Annotated in this window: 14 protein-coding genes and 1 pseudogene; 8 read left to right on the forward strand and 7 right to left on the reverse strand. The window is 64.5% G+C overall.

What is annotated here, in order from left to right; translation table 11 throughout:
• Positions 1 to 202 precede the first annotated feature (202 nt).
• Genes HPF_RS11445 through HPF_RS11455 form a run of 3 tightly spaced genes read left to right on the forward strand, consistent with a single transcriptional unit; the run spans position 203 to position 3,016 of the window.
• Positions 203 to 1,864, forward strand: a complete 1,662-nt coding sequence (locus HPF_RS11445; RefSeq protein ID WP_133156660.1) for a phosphoethanolamine transferase — start codon at positions 203 to 205, stop codon at positions 1,862 to 1,864.
• A gap of 11 nt (positions 1,865 to 1,875) precedes the next feature.
• Positions 1,876 to 2,619, forward strand: coding sequence for a phosphatase PAP2 family protein (locus tag HPF_RS11450; protein WP_243721734.1), 744 nt, complete (start codon positions 1,876 to 1,878; stop codon positions 2,617 to 2,619).
• Positions 2,606 to 3,016, forward strand: coding sequence for a diacylglycerol kinase (locus HPF_RS11455; RefSeq protein ID WP_079367239.1), 411 nt, complete (start codon positions 2,606 to 2,608; stop codon positions 3,014 to 3,016). Before HPF_RS11450 ends, HPF_RS11455 begins: the two co-directional genes overlap by 14 nt.
• A gap of 296 nt (positions 3,017 to 3,312) precedes the next feature.
• Here HPF_RS11455 and HPF_RS11460 read toward each other — a convergent pair whose 3' ends face one another.
• The 7 genes and pseudogenes from HPF_RS11460 to HPF_RS11490 all read right to left on the reverse strand — a co-directional run.
• Positions 3,313 to 5,460, reverse strand: a complete 2,148-nt coding sequence (locus tag HPF_RS11460) for a bifunctional DedA family/phosphatase PAP2 family protein (protein ID WP_079367238.1) — start codon at positions 5,458 to 5,460, stop codon at positions 3,313 to 3,315.
• A gap of 15 nt (positions 5,461 to 5,475) precedes the next feature.
• Positions 5,476 to 6,834: an ATP-binding protein gene (locus HPF_RS11465; protein ID WP_079367237.1), complete on the reverse strand. Its 1,359-nt coding sequence runs from the start codon at positions 6,832 to 6,834 to the stop codon at positions 5,476 to 5,478.
• On the reverse strand, positions 6,810 to 7,475 hold the full coding sequence (locus HPF_RS11470; protein ID WP_079367236.1) for a response regulator transcription factor: 666 nt from the start codon (positions 7,473 to 7,475) through the stop codon (positions 6,810 to 6,812). The genes HPF_RS11465 and HPF_RS11470 overlap by 25 nt, the downstream gene beginning before the upstream one ends.
• Positions 7,476 to 7,582: 107 nt before the next feature.
• A complete protein-coding gene (locus tag HPF_RS11475; protein WP_243721735.1) occupies positions 7,583 to 8,011 on the reverse strand; it encodes a PepSY domain-containing protein in 429 nt (142 codons plus the stop codon).
• A gap of 43 nt (positions 8,012 to 8,054) precedes the next feature.
• A complete protein-coding gene (locus tag HPF_RS11480) occupies positions 8,055 to 9,236 on the reverse strand; it encodes an MFS transporter (protein ID WP_079367235.1) in 1,182 nt (393 codons plus the stop codon).
• Between the two features lie 449 nt (positions 9,237 to 9,685).
• The gene (locus HPF_RS11485) at positions 9,686 to 9,886 is read right to left on the reverse strand and encodes a hypothetical protein (protein ID WP_133156661.1); all 201 of its coding nucleotides are present in this window, start codon (positions 9,884 to 9,886) and stop codon (positions 9,686 to 9,688) included.
• Positions 9,887 to 10,128: 242 nt separating this feature from the next.
• A pseudogene (locus HPF_RS11490) lies at positions 10,129 to 10,548 on the reverse strand (SOS response-associated peptidase family protein); the annotation flags it as partial.
• Positions 10,549 to 10,651: 103 nt separating this feature from the next.
• Between HPF_RS11490 and HPF_RS11495 the strand changes: the two are divergent.
• From HPF_RS11495 to HPF_RS11515, 5 genes are read left to right on the forward strand one after another with little or no spacing between them, the layout of a single operon-like run.
• Complete coding sequence (locus HPF_RS11495) at positions 10,652 to 10,957, forward strand: hypothetical protein (protein ID WP_133156663.1); 306 nt, start codon at positions 10,652 to 10,654, stop codon at positions 10,955 to 10,957.
• On the forward strand, positions 10,957 to 12,105 hold the full coding sequence (locus HPF_RS11500; RefSeq protein WP_133156664.1) for a tyrosine-type recombinase/integrase: 1,149 nt from the start codon (positions 10,957 to 10,959) through the stop codon (positions 12,103 to 12,105). Before HPF_RS11495 ends, HPF_RS11500 begins: the two co-directional genes overlap by 1 nt.
• Entirely contained in the window at positions 12,105 to 13,772 is a 1,668-nt protein-coding gene (locus HPF_RS11505; protein ID WP_133156665.1) for a site-specific integrase, read from the forward strand. The genes HPF_RS11500 and HPF_RS11505 overlap by 1 nt, the downstream gene beginning before the upstream one ends.
• The gene (locus tag HPF_RS11510; protein WP_133156666.1) at positions 13,769 to 15,643 is read left to right on the forward strand and encodes a site-specific integrase; all 1,875 of its coding nucleotides are present in this window, start codon (positions 13,769 to 13,771) and stop codon (positions 15,641 to 15,643) included. The genes HPF_RS11505 and HPF_RS11510 overlap by 4 nt, the downstream gene beginning before the upstream one ends.
• Positions 15,640 to 16,062 (forward strand): TetR family transcriptional regulator, encoded by a 423-nt coding sequence (locus HPF_RS11515; RefSeq protein WP_133156667.1) that lies wholly within the window; start codon positions 15,640 to 15,642, stop codon positions 16,060 to 16,062. The genes HPF_RS11510 and HPF_RS11515 overlap by 4 nt, the downstream gene beginning before the upstream one ends.
• Positions 16,063 to 16,423 lie beyond the last annotated feature (361 nt).

Below are 16,423 nucleotides of genomic sequence, written 5' to 3' on the forward strand. Positions count from 1 at the left end.
TCATCTCGCTGGCGGAGAAACTGAACTTGCCCTTGTGCCAATTTTGAAGCTCGCATTGAGCCAACCTGTGCCGAGGCACAGCACTGACAGTGCTCATGGGAGGTTGTTAAGTCACGGTTAAGCTGCCATCGTGACCATACGGTCGCATGCAGTTCTCAGATAGCTTTTTGCGACGGTTTGGCGTGTCTGGTGTTTGCGCCATATGAAGTTGGCGCTCGAATCAAATGGCATCGACTCGGCATGGTTGCGAGTTCGCCCCAAAGTCACGACCGAAGTGCTCGCGCTGGCGGCCAGTCTGTTTTTCGCCTTCGCTTGCAACACCGCATTCATCCGCACGGCAACGGCCGACCGTTCGTGGTTGGACACCGGAACCTGGCTGTTCGGCGGTGCGATGCTGTTGTTGCTGACCGCCTTGCATCTCTTCCTGCTGTTACTGGTGTTGCACCAACGCTTCGCCCGGCCGTTGCTGGCGGTGCTGATTGTCGCGACCGCGTTCGCCACCTACTACATGCAGCGCTTCGGCGTCTTTCTGAACCCGAGCATCCTGCGTGCCGTGTTCCGCACCGATGTGGCGGAGGCGGGTGAGCTGTTCAGTTGGGGTATGGTTCCGCACCTGCTGCTGTATGCTCTGGTACCGCTGGCATTGCTCTGGCGGGTGCAGATCACACAACGCACCCTGGCGCGTGCGGTCGTTGTGCGTGCTGCCACACTCGTCGGCGCGTTTGTCTTGCTGATCGGTTCGGTGCTGCTGGTGTTCCAGGATTTCTCGGCGTTGATGCGCAATCAGAAAGACCTGCGCTACCTGATCACGCCGGCGAACGTTCTGTATTCGAGTGGACGCGTTCTGGCCTCCGACACGCACCAGGCCAGCAAGCCGCGGGCGATGGTCGGTACCGATGCGCGACTCGGATCCTCATGGGCTGCGCGCACCCGGCCGGCGTTGGTCGTGATTGCAGTGGGCGAAACGGCGCGCGCAGCGAACTGGGGCCTCAGTGGCTACTCGCGCCAGACGACGCCGGAGTTGGCCCAACTCGGTGTGCTGAACTTTCGCGACGTGACCGCCTGCGGCACCGATACCGAAACGTCGCTACCGTGCATGTTCTCGGCCATTGGCCGCCGCGACTACGACGAAGACCGCATCCGTGGCAGCGAGTCGCTCCTGCACGTGCTCAAGCGCGCGGGCTTCGGCGTGCTTTGGCGAGATAACCAGTCGGGCTGCAAAGGCACCTGCGACGGCCTGCCGCTGCAGCAGATCGATGCGAGCCAACTACCCGAGCTGTGCGCTGACGGGCGCTGCATGGATGAGGCCTTGCTGCGCGGCCTGGACACCGTGGCGCGCGATGCACAGGGCAATCTGGTGATTGTGCTGCACATGCTGGGCAACCATGGGCCGACGTACTTCAAGCGCTACCCCGATGCATTTCGTCGATTCGCACCCACCTGCGACACTGGAGAGTTGCGAAAGTGCAGCCGCGAGGAGATCGTCAATGCCTACGACAACGCCTTGCTTTACACCGACCATATCCTGGCTCGCACCATCGCCTTTCTGAAGGACCGCGAGGCGAGCTTCGATACCGCGATGCTGTACGTGTCGGACCACGGCGAGTCACTGGGAGAAAACGGCCTTTACCTGCACGGGATGCCGTATTCGATAGCGCCCAAGGAGCAGACTCAGGTTCCGATGGTGTGGTGGCTGTCTCCGGGCTTCATGCGCAGCTTCGGCCTCGACGTTGATTGCCTGGCAGCACAGACTGCCAAACCATGGGGACATGACCAGTTGTTCCATTCTGTTCTTGGGCTGCTGCAGGTGGACACCAGCGTCTATGAGCGCGAGCTCGACATCTCCGCCGTGTGTCGACGCTGATGGTGGCGCCCGTGTCACTGCCGGCAGTCTCGCACCAGGCGCAGGGCTCGGCACTGCGCAATGCGGCGACGATCTGCGCCGGCCTCGTATTGTTGGTGGCTTGGGAGATCGGCGGACTCGACCTACCCCTTGCTCGGCTGTACGGCAGCGCGCAGGGCTTCGTTTGGCGTGACCATTGGTTGACAGGTGGTGTCCTTCACAGCGGTGCGCGTGCGTTGGCTTGGGCCTGGTTCGGAGTACTAGTGATAGGCCTGTGGTGGCCATTGGCGTTTGTGCGCGGTCTGTCGCGCCGCGAGCGGGTGTGGTGGTTGGCAACGACGCTGTTGTGCGTGTCCTTGATTCCGCTGCTCAAGCGAACGAGTGCGACAAGTTGCCCGTGGTCGCTGGCCGAGTTCGGCACCGGGCTCGCTCAGTACGTTCCGCATTGGGTGCTGGGTGTCCGAGACGGTGGTCCGGGCGGATGCTTCCCATCAGGCCATGCTTCCTCGGCATTCGCGTTCCTCCCGGGATGGTTCGCGTTGCGCGACCGCTCACCCGTGGCCGCCAAACGGTGGTTGATCGTCACCGTGACCGTGGGGCTGGGGCTCGGCTGGGTACAGATGATGCGCGGTGCGCACTATCTCAGTCACTCGCTTTGGACCGCTTGGGTTTGCTGGACCGTCGCGGTGCTGTCGTTTCACCTCACCCGCTTGTGGCGCACTGCAGCAAGTCCCTCATATCTTGACTTCAGGAAAGCGAACGATGAACTCGATTGACCACCGAGCGGACAACATACTGGCAACACCGGCTGCGAAGTTGAAGAGCTCAGGTGGCCTGGGCCGCCTCTGGCGTGCCTTCGGCTACTCCGCGCGAGGCTTCGCGGCAGCTTGGCGGGTCGAAGCTGCTTTTCGGCAGGAGGTCGTGCTCGGGATTCCGCTGATCCTGATTGCGCTTGCGTGGGCACCGGACCGTTGGCAGGGTCTGTTGCTCATCGCCAGTGTGCTTCAAGTTTGGCTGATCGAACTCATCAACTCCGCCATCGAAGCATTGGCCGACGCCGTGTCCGGAGAAATCCATCCCCTACTCGGCCGCGCAAAGGACATCGGAAGCGCTGCGGTTGCGATTAGCCTAAGTTTGGCAACCGTGGTGTGGGTGACCGTTTTCTGGCCCTGAACCGCGAGTCCGTCAGAGCGCGAGCGGCGCTGGTCTCTTGTTACGACGATGTAAGTTAGGGCAGCTTCGGCCAATGTGTTCCGAGACGGACGAATAGGGAGTCGAAACACCCACCCACAACATTTCAGGACCGAAAACGTGCCGCTACAGACCTGAAGCGCGCCTGAGGCACCTCAACCCGCCACTGTGTGGGTCCGTGTGTCGCACTTCCCAGGCTCGAAAGTTGCGTTCTATGCGCCAGACATGGCGAATACCCGCCCAGGCAGGGCGCGCGGTATTTGCAAACAGTTGCTGCTTCATGGCGCCTCTTTTGTATGGCTGCAAAGCCGCTCGGCGGTGGCCGGCGTGCCCACGTTGACCACTTGAAGCTCTCCGCGCGTGAAGAATGGCTGGCCCATCAGATAGCGCCCAGTGCCGGGAGCAACCCAGGCGATGCGGCAGACCGTCACCGCCCCGGCGCTGGCCTGGAGGGTTGCAACGACGCGATCGGTGGCGGCGTCCACATCGGGCGGTGAGTGGTGCAACAGGCGCCACCGGGTAGCGGTCTGATCGCGCGCCACCCCAACAAAAACCGACGCCGATCCCAGGCGCCAGGGGGTTTCCCACAGCCGCAGGGTCTGCGTCGGCTGCCCCGGTGTGGCAGAGCGTTGGCGCACAAAGGCCAGTTCGTTCATCTGCCGGTCCCAGAACACCGGCCCCAGCGGGGCATCAACGTAGTGGGCACCTTCGCGCAGCAGCCGCAAGAGCTTGGGCAGCGTGGGTGGGTCTGCCGCCTGCCAGCCCGCCTGCTGCAGGCGCGCGCGCAGCGCCGCAGCATCCGCCGCCACCAGCGCCAGACCCAGCGGCTGCTCTGGCGCCCCCAGGGCCGTGGTGGTCCAGCGCGCCGGGGCGGCCTGCAGCGCCTGCGCCAAAGGTTGGTGGATGGCGGTGGGCGTCATGGGTTCGGGCGCTCGACGCGGCGGGCTGTGGACCGGCAGCAAAACCAGAATGCCAGCGCCCGCCAGCAGCGCCAGGCCCCCGGTGGCCCAGCGGCGCCCGACCGACAGAGGCGCCTGCCAGGTCAACAGACCGCGGGCACTGAGCCACTCATTGACGCTCACCCCCACGATCAGCCACATCGTGCCCACCAGGAACCCGGCCCACACATCGCTGAGGTAGTGCACACCCAGCAGGATGCGGCTGAGCCCGATCAGCAGCACCAGCAGCGCGGTCGCAAAGAACAGCCGCACCCGCGCGGTCCAGGTGCGGCTCAGGCGCACCAGCACATAGCCCACAAACGCGTAGAACGCCACCGCCACCGTGGCGTGGCCGCTGGGGAAGGCGTAAGAGGTTTCAGTCAGCACCGCCTCCAGGGGCCGGGGTCGCTGGAAGGTCAGTTTGGCCAGATGCCCGAACAGCGACGCACCCAGCACCGACACCAACAGCCCCGTGATCGCATAGCCCAGGCCCGACCGCCACAGCAGCAGCGCGGTCAAGGCCAGCAGGGCCGCGATCACCGAAGGTGCTCCCAGGTGGGTGAAGGCGGCCACCGGTGCCACCCAGCTGTGCGGGCGCAGCGCGGCCACCAGTTGCGCTGCGGCATGGTCGGTCGAGATGACCGCATCGGAGGTGACGACATCTTCGACGAGGCCGACAAACAGCGCCAGCACGTACACCAGGCTCAACGCCGCCAGGGTCAGGGGCAGGCCCTGGGCATGCGTGCGGTCCACGCGCAGCGCCAGAAAACGTGCCGTGGCCGGGTGCCGATGCTGCCAGCGCCGCACCCACGGGTTGGCCGCCAGCGCGCGCCGCAGCGAACGGCCCAGCGACACCAGCACCCGCCACAGCTTCATGCCCTGGCGCAGCACAAGCCGCTGCAGCCACCACAGCAGCACCCCGAAGACCAGCAGCAGCGCCAAGGCCAGGGCGGCGCGCGACATCCAGGCCTGCGCCAGCCGGATCGAATGCCCGAACAGATAGCCGCCGCCCACCCACTGCAGCCCCCAGCCCACCGCGCCCAGCACATTCCAGAACACAAACGTGCGCTGGCGCATGCCCACCATGCCGGCCACCACCGGCGCCAGTTCCTTGACCGACGGAATGAAGCGCCCGAGGAAAACGCTGCTGGCGCCGTGCCGGTCAAAAAAACCCTGCGCTTTGGCAAAGTGCTCCGGCCCCAGCCCCCACAGCCCGTTCTTGGCCCAGTGGCTGCCATAGCGCTGGCCGAGCCAGAAGTTGAAGTTGTCGCCAACGATCGCGCCCGCGATCGCGAAACACAGCACGCCGGCAAACCCCAGCTGCCCCCCGGCGGACAACGCGCCCAGCAGCAACAGCACCGTCGAGCCGGGCAGCAGCAGGCCCGCGACCAGCACAGTCTCCAGCAAGGCGATGGCAAAGGCCAGCCCGTAGCCCAGCAGGTGATGCTGCTCAATGACGGGCGTCAGCAGGTTCAGGTAGCGGTCCATCGTGTTGGCTCGCTCTCAGGGCTGCGGCGCTGCGCCCGGGGCCAGCGTCAGGCGCACGTTCAGGCCGTGCGGGTAGTGGGTGGCGTCGCGCAGCTCCAGCCGGCCGCCCAGCCGCTGCGCCAGGGTCGAGACGATGGACAGCCCCAGTCCCGAACCCGGTTCCTCGTTGCCCAGCACGCGGTAGAACGGGTCGAGCACGCGTTCGCGTTCGTCGGCGGGGATGCCGGGGCCGTTGTCTTCGACCTCCAGTACCACCTGCCGGGTATCGGCGTGCAGCCGCAGGTCCACCACCCCACCTTCTGGTGTGTAGCGGATCGCGTTGTCCACCACATTGCGCACCAGCGTGAACAAGGCCAGTTCGGGCACCTGTACCTGCGCATCCGGCCCGTCGATCATGCCCAGGTCAACGTTGCGCGCATGCGCCAGCGGCATCAAAGCCTCCAGCACGCGGCGGTAAACGTGCTGCACCGACACCGGCTGTACCGGCTCGTGGCTCACCGCTTGCGCGCGGGCCAGCGTCAGCAACTGATCGAGCAGGTTGCGCCCGCGCTCAATTCCCTGGCGCAACACCTGCAGCCGCTGCCGCGCTTCGTGTGGCAGTTCGGTGGCGGCCAGTCGCTCGGCCTGCAGCGACAGCGCCGTCAAGGGCGAGCACAGCTCGTGCGCGGCGTCGGCCACAAAACGGCGCTGGCTGTCCACGGCCTCGGCCACCCGCGCCAGCAGCCGGTTGATGGCGTTGACAAAGGGCCGAATCTCCGTCGGCAGCTGGGCGTCCTGCAGCGCTTGCAGGTCCTGATCGCTGCGCCCGTCAATGTCGCGGGCCAGCCGCGTGACCGGGCGCAGCAAGCCGTGCACCAGCAGCGTCACCACCAGCAGTAGCACCGGCACCAGCACCAGCAGCGGCAGCACGGTCAGCGCAGCGCTGTTCAAAGCAATGTCGTCGCGCAGCTGGGTCTCTTGCGCCACCACAAACCGCCGGCCATCGGCGAGCGAGGCCACCAGCACGCGGTAGCGGTCGTCGTCCAGCGTCAGGCTGTGCAGGCCATCGGCCAGCGTGGCCGGCAGGCCCAGCGCCCCGGGCGGATGTGGCTGAGCGGCCGTCGGCAGCGCCTGCACCAGCAGGTGCGATTCGAACGCCGACTCCTGGCCATGGGTGCCCTGCACGTTCAGTTGTTGCCATGCGCTGGCAGGTTGCTGCCGGATCAGCGCGGCCACCTGCCGCAGGATGTCGTCCTGCAACTCGTTGGCCTCCCGGAACGCGGTGTAGAACGCCACCGAACCGGCCAGCAGCGCCATCAGCACGATGGCCGCCGACAGGCCCCAGGCCAGGCGCCATTGAATGGAGCGCTTCAGGAGCTCTTGGAAACCATCCATCCTGCACCTCTGACATTTCGAATGACCTCACCGCCCAGCTTCTTGCGCAGGCCGTGGATCAGGAAATCGATCGCATTGCTCTCCACCTCTTCGCCCCAGCCGTAGACGCGGTCTTCCAGTTCGGAGCGCGACAGGATGGCCCCTGGCCGCAACATCAAGGCCTGCAACAAGGCGAACTCCCGGTTGGACAAGACCACCGGCGCACGCCCCTGCGCCGCTGCCTCGTGGGTGGCGGGGTCCAGCGAAAGCTGCGCACCGACGAGCAAGGGTTCCGCCTGGCCCCCTTTGCGACGCAAAACGGCCCGCATACGGGCCAGCAATTCGGACATTTCGAAGGGCTTTAGCACATAGTCGTCGGCGCCGCCATCCAGCCCCTTGATGCGATCCTCCAGCCCATCGCGCGCGGTGATGATCAGCACCGGCACCGGGTTCTGGCGCCCCCGCAGGGCCTGCAGCACCGCCATGCCATCTTTGCCCGGCAGCCCCAGGTCCAGCAGCACCACGTCGTAGTGCTGCGTTGCCAGCGCATCCAGCGCCCGCTGGCCATGGCGCACCCAGTCCACCGCGTACGACTCGTCGCGCAGGGCCGCCTGGATCGCCTGGCCGATCATGGGGTCGTCTTCCACCAGCAGCACGCGCACGCGGTTTCTCCTTCTCGGGTTGTGTGGCCCCGGTACTGGCGCGCCAAGGCGCCGGTACCGGGCAGGTGCCACAAGCCGCCCTGCCGTAGGCACAGGGCGGTTCATGCTCACTCATCGTCGCCTTCGTCAGCGCCGTCGTTCTTGTCGAGCTGGCTAGACAGCACTTTGCCAGTGCCGGCATCGATCTTGACATCGAACACCTTCTGGTCTGCCGTGGCGACCTCGACGTCGAAATACGCGCTGCCCTTTTTGCTCTCCAGCTCGGCCTTGGTGGCCTTGCCGCCAGGGTGCTGCCCCAGCGCGGAGCCCACCGCTTGCTCCAGCGTGATCTGCGCTTTGGCCAGATCGGCATGGGCGTCGTTGGTGGTGGTCGCCTGGCTGGCAAAAGCCAGTCCGCCAGCGGTGGCCAGACCGGCTGCGGCGATGATCATGGAGAGGGTGTTTTTGCGGTTCATGGTGATTTCCTTGGTAGGGTTCGTCGCAGCAAAATCGCTGTCGACGGAATGGATCATGAGCGTGCAGATATAGCGCAGCATTAGGGCAGCGATTGAAGCGTCGCTTGAGCGCTCAGCAGGGTTTTCAGCGCAGCCCGCGCAGCAGCAGCACGGCCAGTGCCAGCGCGCTGAACGCCGCTCCGGTATAGAAGGTGAAGTTCGCGCCCAGCTGGTCCCACAGCAGGCCGGCCAGCACACTGGCCGCCAGCAGCGCCACACCGCTGACCAGGTTGAAAAAGCCGAAAGCCGTTCCGCGCAGATCGTCTGGTGCGGTGTCGGCCACCATGGTCGCCAGCAGGCCCTGCGTCATGCCCATGTGCACGCCCCACAGCGCCACCCCGGCCAGCAGCGTGGCCCAGTGCGTACCGCTGGCCAGCACCAGATCGGCTGCGATCAGCACCGCCAGGCCCAGCGCCAGTAGCGTGCGGTGGTCCATGCGGTCGGCCAGCCGGCCAAAGGGGTAGGCCGATGCGGCATAGACCCCATTCATCGCCACCATCACCAGCGGCACCAGGGCCAGCGGCACGCCGCTTTGCTCGGCGCGCAGCACCAGAAAGGCCTCGCTGAAGCGCGCCAGTGTGAACACCGCGCCCAACCCCACCACCCACCAGTAGGTGCCGCCCAGGCGGCGCAGGTTCTCACGCCGGATCGGGTTGCTGCGCCGCAGGCCTGCGGGGCGCTCGGGCTCGCGCACACCCAGCACCAGCAGCGCCACGGCCAGCAAACCCGGCACCACCGCCACCCAGAACACCGCGCGAAAGTCGTTGGCCCACAGCAGCATCAGGCCGACCGCCAGCAAGGGGCCCAGAAAGGCGCCCACCGTGTCGAGCGACTGGCGAAGGCCGAAAGCGGCCCCGCGCATTGCGGGTGCCGCGAAGTCGGCGACCAGCGCATCGCGCGGAGCGCCGCGCACACCCTTTCCCACGCGGTCGAGCAAGCGCGCTGTCAGCACCAGGCCTATGCCTGGTGCCAGCGCGAACAGCGGTTTGGTCAGCGCACCCAGCGCATAACCGGCTACTGCCAGGCCCTTGCGCCTGCCCCACCAGTCGCTGAGTACGCCAGAGAACACCTTGACGATCAGTGCCGTCGACTCGGCTAGCCCCTCTACCAAGCCTACCACCAGCGCGCTGGCGCCCAGCGTGCCCACCATGAACAGCGGCAGCAGGCTGTGGATCATCTCGGACGAAATGTCCATCAACATGCTGACGAAGCCCAGTACCCAAATGGCGGACGGCAGTTTGGCGGGGTCAGTGCTGTATGGATTCATGCAGGTGTGAGCTCGGTGCAGTTGTCACGCGATCATGCACTTGTCCAGTCGCGCTTTTGTCGTCGGTTGCTCGGTCGGACCGGTGGCGCAGGTACGGAGAGATGCTGAGCGGCCGCATCAAAACCGCTGCTACCCTGTTGTGGGTTGGAGTCGCCCTCCAAGTGTGATTCACAGCTGCGTCTACCGACCGCAGCGGGTCAGGCACAGCCGCTCACCTCGGGCGCGGGAAGTCGTTCTCGAAGCGCGATCAGTCTGGCATGTGTTGAGCGCCCTGTAACGGGGGTGCAGCGGTCGTTCGACCCTTCATCCATGAATGACAGGTGACCATGGTGGCCGACCTTAAGGTCTGCTGGGTCATCGGCAGCAGCCAGCCTTGACCAGTCGTATTGATGGAAAAACAAAATGCTTCGATCGCTGTCAAAAGCACAAGCAGCACAAATCACCAAACCTCAACTCAGGTCCTCGGCGCTCAAACCAAGCTGACGCATGGTGGTGATGATCTCAACGATTGTGGCCTCTCGCTGTGCGAGCCACTGCTCATGCTGGCGCTCACGTTCTCTGGCCAGCCTGCGCTTCTCTTCACCATCATCGGCTTGGGCGAAGGCCGCACCTATCTGGCTCATCAACTGACGAAAGCGCTGCTCACCCATCGGTACATTGGGAAGGCTGTGATCAGATAGAAGGACTCGTCGGGTGCGAAGACTCTTGTCTGCAAATGGCATTTGCGCGTCAGTATGATTTTCCCAGGCGTTCGGCGTTCATCATAGTCCGCCAGTGGAGATGCGGCGCCCGCTCAGTCAATCGCACGACCACGCTCGCCATCTTCGTGTTCATCGTCATCCACGTGATGTGCACTCATGTTCGTCAGCGCGTCGGTGCCTGGTCAGCCCTGTCAACGTTTGCGTTTCCCCCGCTCCGGATCCGGCACCGAGATCAGCATGTGCGCCGGGAATTGCTTCATGAACTCCATGGACTTGGCCGGCGGCGCGCTCAGCCACTCGTCGTACTGGTGCTCGTGCAGGATCACCACCATGCGTTTCTCGTCCCCGGGCTTGTGAAAGTGCTTGAACAGCTCGTGGTCGTCGGCGTTCACCGTGAGCATGGTGAAGCTCAGAAGCTCTTCGCCTGAGTCCAGCCGCTTGGAGGCCCACAAGCCGGCAATGCCCATGGGCAGCCCATCCTTGCGCTTGATCTTGGTGGGGACGACCTTCCCACTCCGCCAGTCCGGTTCCACCACCGCCTCCACCGGCACGATGCAGTGCTGCCCCTTGCGCCATGCATCCCTGAAACTCGGCTTTTCGGCCACGGTCTCCGACCTGGCGTTGTTCTAGAACTTGTCAACAGTTAGCAACTGGAGTATCTTGAATTCGTCTCTATGAGACGAGTAGCCGGAGGGGGTCCGGGGGAGGTAACCAATGCGCCGCAGACCTGTTGATAACTTGCTACTTGATCATTGGCGAGGGCTGGATTGCGTCGTGGTCTTGCGAGAGCTTGCCGACCATGTGAAGCAGGACAAGACCTTTGTTCCACGCGAGTGCCGACAGGCAACTCGCTGGCAGGTCGGTGTCGCCGGCTTCGACTTCGAGCTGCTTTGCACGGGCCCGCGGTTCTTCGATACGCGGGCTAGCCGCGGCGGCGGCGGCGCCATCGACTTGGTCATGCACCTGTTTTGCGTGGACTTCAACCACGCGGTGGCGATGCTTCGCGGCACGGGCCTGTGATGCGCCTGATCACGGCCAACACTGACTTCCTCATTGGTCGTCAATCCTATCCGGGCTTCCCGATCCTGCTGTGGGATGACATGCGCAGCTGCCGTGAGGTCAACCAGTTCTATCGCTATTACCTCCTACGCGGCGCGATCGGCTCGTCCAAGTCCTGGGCGAGCACGGGTCGAGCCCTGTACGACTACTTCAGCTTCCTGCAGGCGCACGAGCTGATCTGGAACGACGTGGCAGCCGGCGCAGCCCGGTCGTTCATCGCGGCCTACCGGGACTACTGCTTCAAGGTCGCCGGTCTCGCTCGATCCACTGTGCGCAGCCGGCTGCTGTACGTGTGCGAGTTCTATGCGTTTGCGCATCGCCAAAGCTGGATCGCAGAACTGCCCTTTGGTTACGAAGGACGCACCCGTCGAGGTCACGGCGGCTTCCTTCGTCATGTACAGGCCGGAGACAGCATGCAGGTGCGCGATGTCATGCCGCGGCTCCACAAGCCCGCCCCGAAGTTCCTCACGCAGTTCGAGGTGCAGGCCCTGCTGGCTACCGCAGCCAACCCACACCACCGTACGCTTGTCCGCCTCGCGCTGGGCACCGGTATGCGCAAGGCGGAACTGGCCACCTTCCCACGGGCGTACGTCTTCGACCCCGACCTGGCCGGTCGACCCGGGAGGAACATCCGCGTGCGCCTCGACCCGCGTGACGGTCACGGCATAAAGACCAAGGGCGACAAGGCCCGCGACATCTACATTGAACGAGCGCTGATGAAGGAGATGAATCACTACGCGGTGCTTGTCCGTGGCTTTCGCGCATCGCTGACGTCGCATCGCCACGAGCCGCTGCTGCTCAACCAGTCCGGCGAACCCTTCAGTGCCGACGGCAAGAGCATCGACCGCATCGTCAGGCTCATTGGCGAGAGGGCCGGGCTTCAGGTCTGGACACACCTCCTGAGGCATACCTACGCCACCCATACCCTCATCGCCCTACAGCGCCACCGCGGCAGCAACCGCATCGAGCCCCTGGTCTTCGTGCAACGACAGCTCGGGCATGCGTCGATCCAAACGACGATGATTTACTTGCACCTGGTTACCGAACTGGCCGACGAGGCCGTCCTCACCTACGATGCCGAGCTCGATGAAGAGGCGCAGGTCGGCTGATGGGCAAGCGCAAAGTCTTCGTGAAGACCGCTCTCGTGCGGGCCCAGGCTGAGGGCCCAGCCGACATCGAATGGTCCGAAGCCTCCAGCCGACCGAGGAAGACCGTCGTCGAGTTTGGTCAGAGCGCCAGCACGCGCCGCAGCTTCGACTTCGCGCCTTGGTATCGCCTGGGCATTGACCCCATCGTGCTGGCGTGTCAGCAGCAGATCGAACGCTTCCTCGACAAGCGCGATGCCGATGTCGAGGTGACAACGATCATCGCGTACTGCGCGGAGGGACTGCGGCACTTTTTCCATTACCTGGCAGCGCACAGCGCCGCGATGACTAGACCGCTGACGCTCGCCGACATCACGCGAGACACGGTGGACGGCTACTTGCTCTACCTTCGCGACGGGGAATTATCCAGGAGTACCCAGCACTTGCGCTACAGCCTAGTGAAGTCCGTGCTGCTAGCGCTAGGCCGCCGGGGCCTGTTCACGCTGGTGGACTCCGGTGACGAAGCCACCTTCCCGAGCAATCCGATGCCCGGCAGCGGTCGACACGGCAAGGCGGAAGCGCCACTTCCCCGAACGCAGCGTCAGGCGTTCGCGGCCGCCGTGAAGACGGCGGTGATGCCTCTATTGAGTGGCGATGACGAGCCCACCGGCACATTGCTCGCCTACGCGCTGTTAATTGTGGCCTTACACACCGGGCGTAATACGACGCCGTTGCTCGAGATGCCAGTGGACTGCTTACGTGCCCATCCGAAGCAAGGCGCCATGTTCCTCGTGCTGCACAAGCGTCGCGGGCATACGACTTACAAAGTGGCGCTGCGCTCGGCTCGGTCAAACGACCGAACCGCCGAATCGACATCGACGTTGCGCCCCACCGTCACACAGCTGATTCACCGTGTGATCGAACTGACCGGGCCTCTGCGCCAGGAGGCCCCCACCGCGCTGCGTGAACGCCTGTGGATCTATCGATCGCGACGGATCGACGAACCCGGCACCATTACAGCGTTGACTTCCAGCTCGCTTCGCCAAGCGATCGGTAAGCTGGTGGCTGATCACCAACTTCAGGACGCAGGCGGCCAGCCTTTGAGGCTCAACGTTGGTCGACTGCGCAAGACCTTCGTGAACAGGATTCACGAGATTCTGGAGGGAGATCTTGTGGCCACCGCGGCGGCTGCGGGCAACCATCCACACATCACTGAACGATACTACCTGCGCCCCGGCGAGGCGTCCCAGCGGAACTGGCAATTCATGGGGCAGTGCCTGGTCGACGAGTTGCGTTCAGGCACGCTCGGCGCTACTGAGCGAACGCCGGTCGGCCGATGCTCCGACATCACGACGGGCGAGTTTGCGCCGAAGCATGATGGCGCGCTCTGTCGCAGCTTCCTGAACTGCCTGCGTTGCCGCAACTATGTGGTCACAGGCGATGACCTGTGGCGCCTTTTCTCGTTCTACTGGCGTGTGCTGCGTGAGCGGCCGCGGACAGATCCACGCAGGTGGCACCAGCAACTGGCCCATATCCCCCGACTTATCGAGCGCGACGTCATTGCGGCCGGCTTGGCGGGCAACTTCTTCACGCCAACCCAAGTCGATGCCGCGCGGGAACGCGCTCGGCATGACCCGCACCCTTTCTGGGCTGGCCCGACAATCCTCAGTGATCTGGAGGCTTTGGAATGAGTGGCGCCTGCGCGCGGATGTGGCTTGAAATGCAGACCGATGTCGTCCGTGGTCAAACGTCGGAAGAACGCGACGCCTTGGTCGTGTCCGCCCGGATGGTCAACGGGCATTGGTTGGTCTTGAGCCGCTACGGCGACGACCGCTGGCGCTTTTTCGGCCAGCCCACCAACAAGCAGTCGAGCCAGCTCTTCATCGATTTCAGCACCCTTCCGGCGCGACTGCGCAGTTCGATGAAGGCGATCGTCTACCGCTACCTGCGCCGCGGGCGAGAGGGCAAGAAACTGCCGTCGCACCGCAGCGTCGTGAAGCTCGTGGGTGATGCACGCCCGTTTCTGTTGCACCTCGATCAGCTGGGCATCGGCCGCTTGGTCGATGTGACGCCCGCGGTTTGCGCGTTGTACGTCGAGGTTTGCAAGCGGCACAGGCAGCGGGAGCGATCGGCGCGGCCCGGTGCTCCGTTGAATGCCGCGTCCCTGAGCCATCGTCTAGCGGTGGTGGAAGCGCTGTACGAGCTCAGCCAGCATACCGACGACGCGATGCCATCGCACCCCTGGCCCAGCACCTCGTTCAGCCACTTGGCTGGCCGATCGGGGCTAGAGACCGATCGTCGTGAGGGCACCACGCCGCTGATGCCCGATGAGGTTCTTACGGCGCTGTTCCAGCACGCCTGGGCGGCGGTTGAGCGAGGCGCTGCGCTGCTCGACCTGCGCGACGAAATCGAAGAGGTTGCACGGCGCGATGGTGCGAGCCGGTACGCGAAGCCTCGCTATCTAAGAGAGCACGGATGGTCGGGTGGATCCGAAAAGTTCAACATGGCTGTGCTCGAACTGCGCGCGGCCTGCTACATCGTGGTAGCCAGCCTCAGCGGATGCCGCAACCACGAACTCGCCTTCGTGCAATCCGGCTCCTGCTACAGCACCCCGGTCGACCCGGACCGTCCAAGCGACGCCGCGGAGGTCTACTGGTGGTTGCGGTCGCAGTCCACCAAGACCGATGAGGGCCACACAGAGTGGATGGTCCCTGAGGCCGCCGTGACCGCGCTGCGGTTGATGGAGCGCTGGGCGCGGCCGTACCAAGCCGCGATCGAGGCCGAAATCACAGCCCGACAAGCAGTAGACCCGCTCGACTCCGAGATCACCGAGGCGCGGCGACACGCGCGCGCCGTGTTCCTTGCCGCGACGCCACTCAAGGGCAACCAGGTCCGAACCGTCTCATCATCGATGTGCAACCTCTCGCTGAAGGCGTTTGCTGCGAAGCATGGCATCACCTGGGCCCTGGCTTCGCACCAATTCCGTCGCAAGTTCGCCAACTACGCCGCGCGCAGTCAGTTCGGTGACCTCAGGTGCCTTCGCGAACACTTCAAGCATTGGGCGATGGACATGACACTGGGCTACGCACTCAACGAGTCACAGGAAATCGCGCTCTATAGCGAGATCGAGCGAGAGATCCAGGACATCAAGGTGGAGGCCGTCGGTTCTTGGCTCAAGCCCGACGAACCGTTGGCGGGCGGCTATGGACGCAACATCATGGCCTGGCGGGCAACGGCGCCAGTGGCGCTATTTAAGAGCCATGCGCAGATGGTGCGCTGCCTGGCCGACAGTACCGGCATCCGCAGCAATGGGCACGCATGGTGCACGGCCAGCGACAACCAGTGCGTCGGCAACGACATCGAACCCACGCGCTGCGCCGACTGCGATCACGCGGTTGTCGGGAGGCGCCACGCGCCGCTGTATCGTGGGCTCTACGACCACCTTAAGGAGGTGACCGATCGCGACGACATTGGCCCAAGCGGGCAGGCGCTTGTGCAACGCGACCGCCAGCGCTGCCGTAGTGTGCTTGCGGCGCTCGGGCAGGATCCGGAGGAAGCGTGAGTATTGATCGCAAGACGGCCGAGGTCCGTGAGCGCGAGTTGCGGCTGGCGCTGTCGCGCATCCAGCGTGGTCGCTCCCGGACAAAGGCCAAGCGGTTGAGCATCGCCGCAGTTGCTCGCGAGGCGGGCGTGACGGCAGCGCTCATTCATAACCACTACCCCAGCCTGGCCACCGCGATCCGCGAAGCGATGGGGCGGGGCGAGCGCGCATCGCGCGACGAGAAGACCCTGGAGTTCAAGGCACTTCGGGCTAGGGTTCGGGAGCTGAACGGCGAGGTCAAGGCCTTGCGCGCCGACGTCGCCAGGTTGGCATCGATCAACGAGGTGCTCATGGCGGAAAACACGTCGTTCAAGGCCAGGGTGGGCACGGTCGGAACAGTGATACCGCTCTCACCGACGCCGCGCCGTTCGAACTCGTAGAACTGGCACGGGGCGCTACACCGCGGCGTACGATGAACAAGAGAACGCCGCACACGGGCCGGGGATTCCAATGGTGACCAGTCGCACCCGGCCACGAACAGCCGCTGAGATCTGGCTGTTCAAGGTCGGTTGAAGGCTGATTGCTGCCACTTAGGTTCGACGGCAGAGTCCATGGGCGCCAACGCAAGCGGTCGCTTACCGGTCAGGATCTCAAGCGACCGATCGATTACCTGTACCGGTCGTTCGGCACTGTAGCGAAGTGCAAAGTTCTGGAATGGCCCTTTGCGTCACGGACGAAACGGTGTTCTGGACCATGGGCAGGCCTTCTTCAAGCGCCACCAGGGAGGGCGAATCACTTCTT

It is taken from the genome of Hydrogenophaga pseudoflava (assembly GCF_004353865.1).
GTDB classification, from domain to species: Bacteria; Pseudomonadota; Gammaproteobacteria; order Burkholderiales; family Burkholderiaceae_C; genus Hydrogenophaga; species Hydrogenophaga pseudoflava.

Coding starts and splice junctions, on each gene's coding strand:
- HPF_RS11445 (WP_133156660.1), top strand. CDS start 203: ATGAAGTTGGCGCTCGAATCAAATGGCATCGACTCGGCATGGTTGCGA.
- HPF_RS11455 (WP_079367239.1), top strand. CDS start 2,606: ATGAACTCGATTGACCACCGAGCGGACAACATACTGGCAACACCGGCT.
- HPF_RS11460 (WP_079367238.1), bottom strand. CDS start 5,460: ATGGACCGCTACCTGAACCTGCTGACGCCCGTCATTGAGCAGCATCAC.
- HPF_RS11465 (WP_079367237.1), bottom strand. CDS start 6,834: ATGGATGGTTTCCAAGAGCTCCTGAAGCGCTCCATTCAATGGCGCCTG.
- HPF_RS11475 (WP_243721735.1), bottom strand. CDS start 8,011: ATGCTGCGCTATATCTGCACGCTCATGATCCATTCCGTCGACAGCGAT.
- HPF_RS11480 (WP_079367235.1), bottom strand. CDS start 9,236: ATGAATCCATACAGCACTGACCCCGCCAAACTGCCGTCCGCCATTTGG.
- HPF_RS11485 (WP_133156661.1), bottom strand. CDS start 9,886: ATGGGTGAGCAGCGCTTTCGTCAGTTGATGAGCCAGATAGGTGCGGCC.
- HPF_RS11495 (WP_133156663.1), top strand. CDS start 10,652: ATGCGCCGCAGACCTGTTGATAACTTGCTACTTGATCATTGGCGAGGG.
- HPF_RS11500 (WP_133156664.1), top strand. CDS start 10,957: ATGCGCCTGATCACGGCCAACACTGACTTCCTCATTGGTCGTCAATCC.
- HPF_RS11505 (WP_133156665.1), top strand. CDS start 12,105: ATGGGCAAGCGCAAAGTCTTCGTGAAGACCGCTCTCGTGCGGGCCCAG.
- HPF_RS11510 (WP_133156666.1), top strand. CDS start 13,769: ATGAGTGGCGCCTGCGCGCGGATGTGGCTTGAAATGCAGACCGATGTC.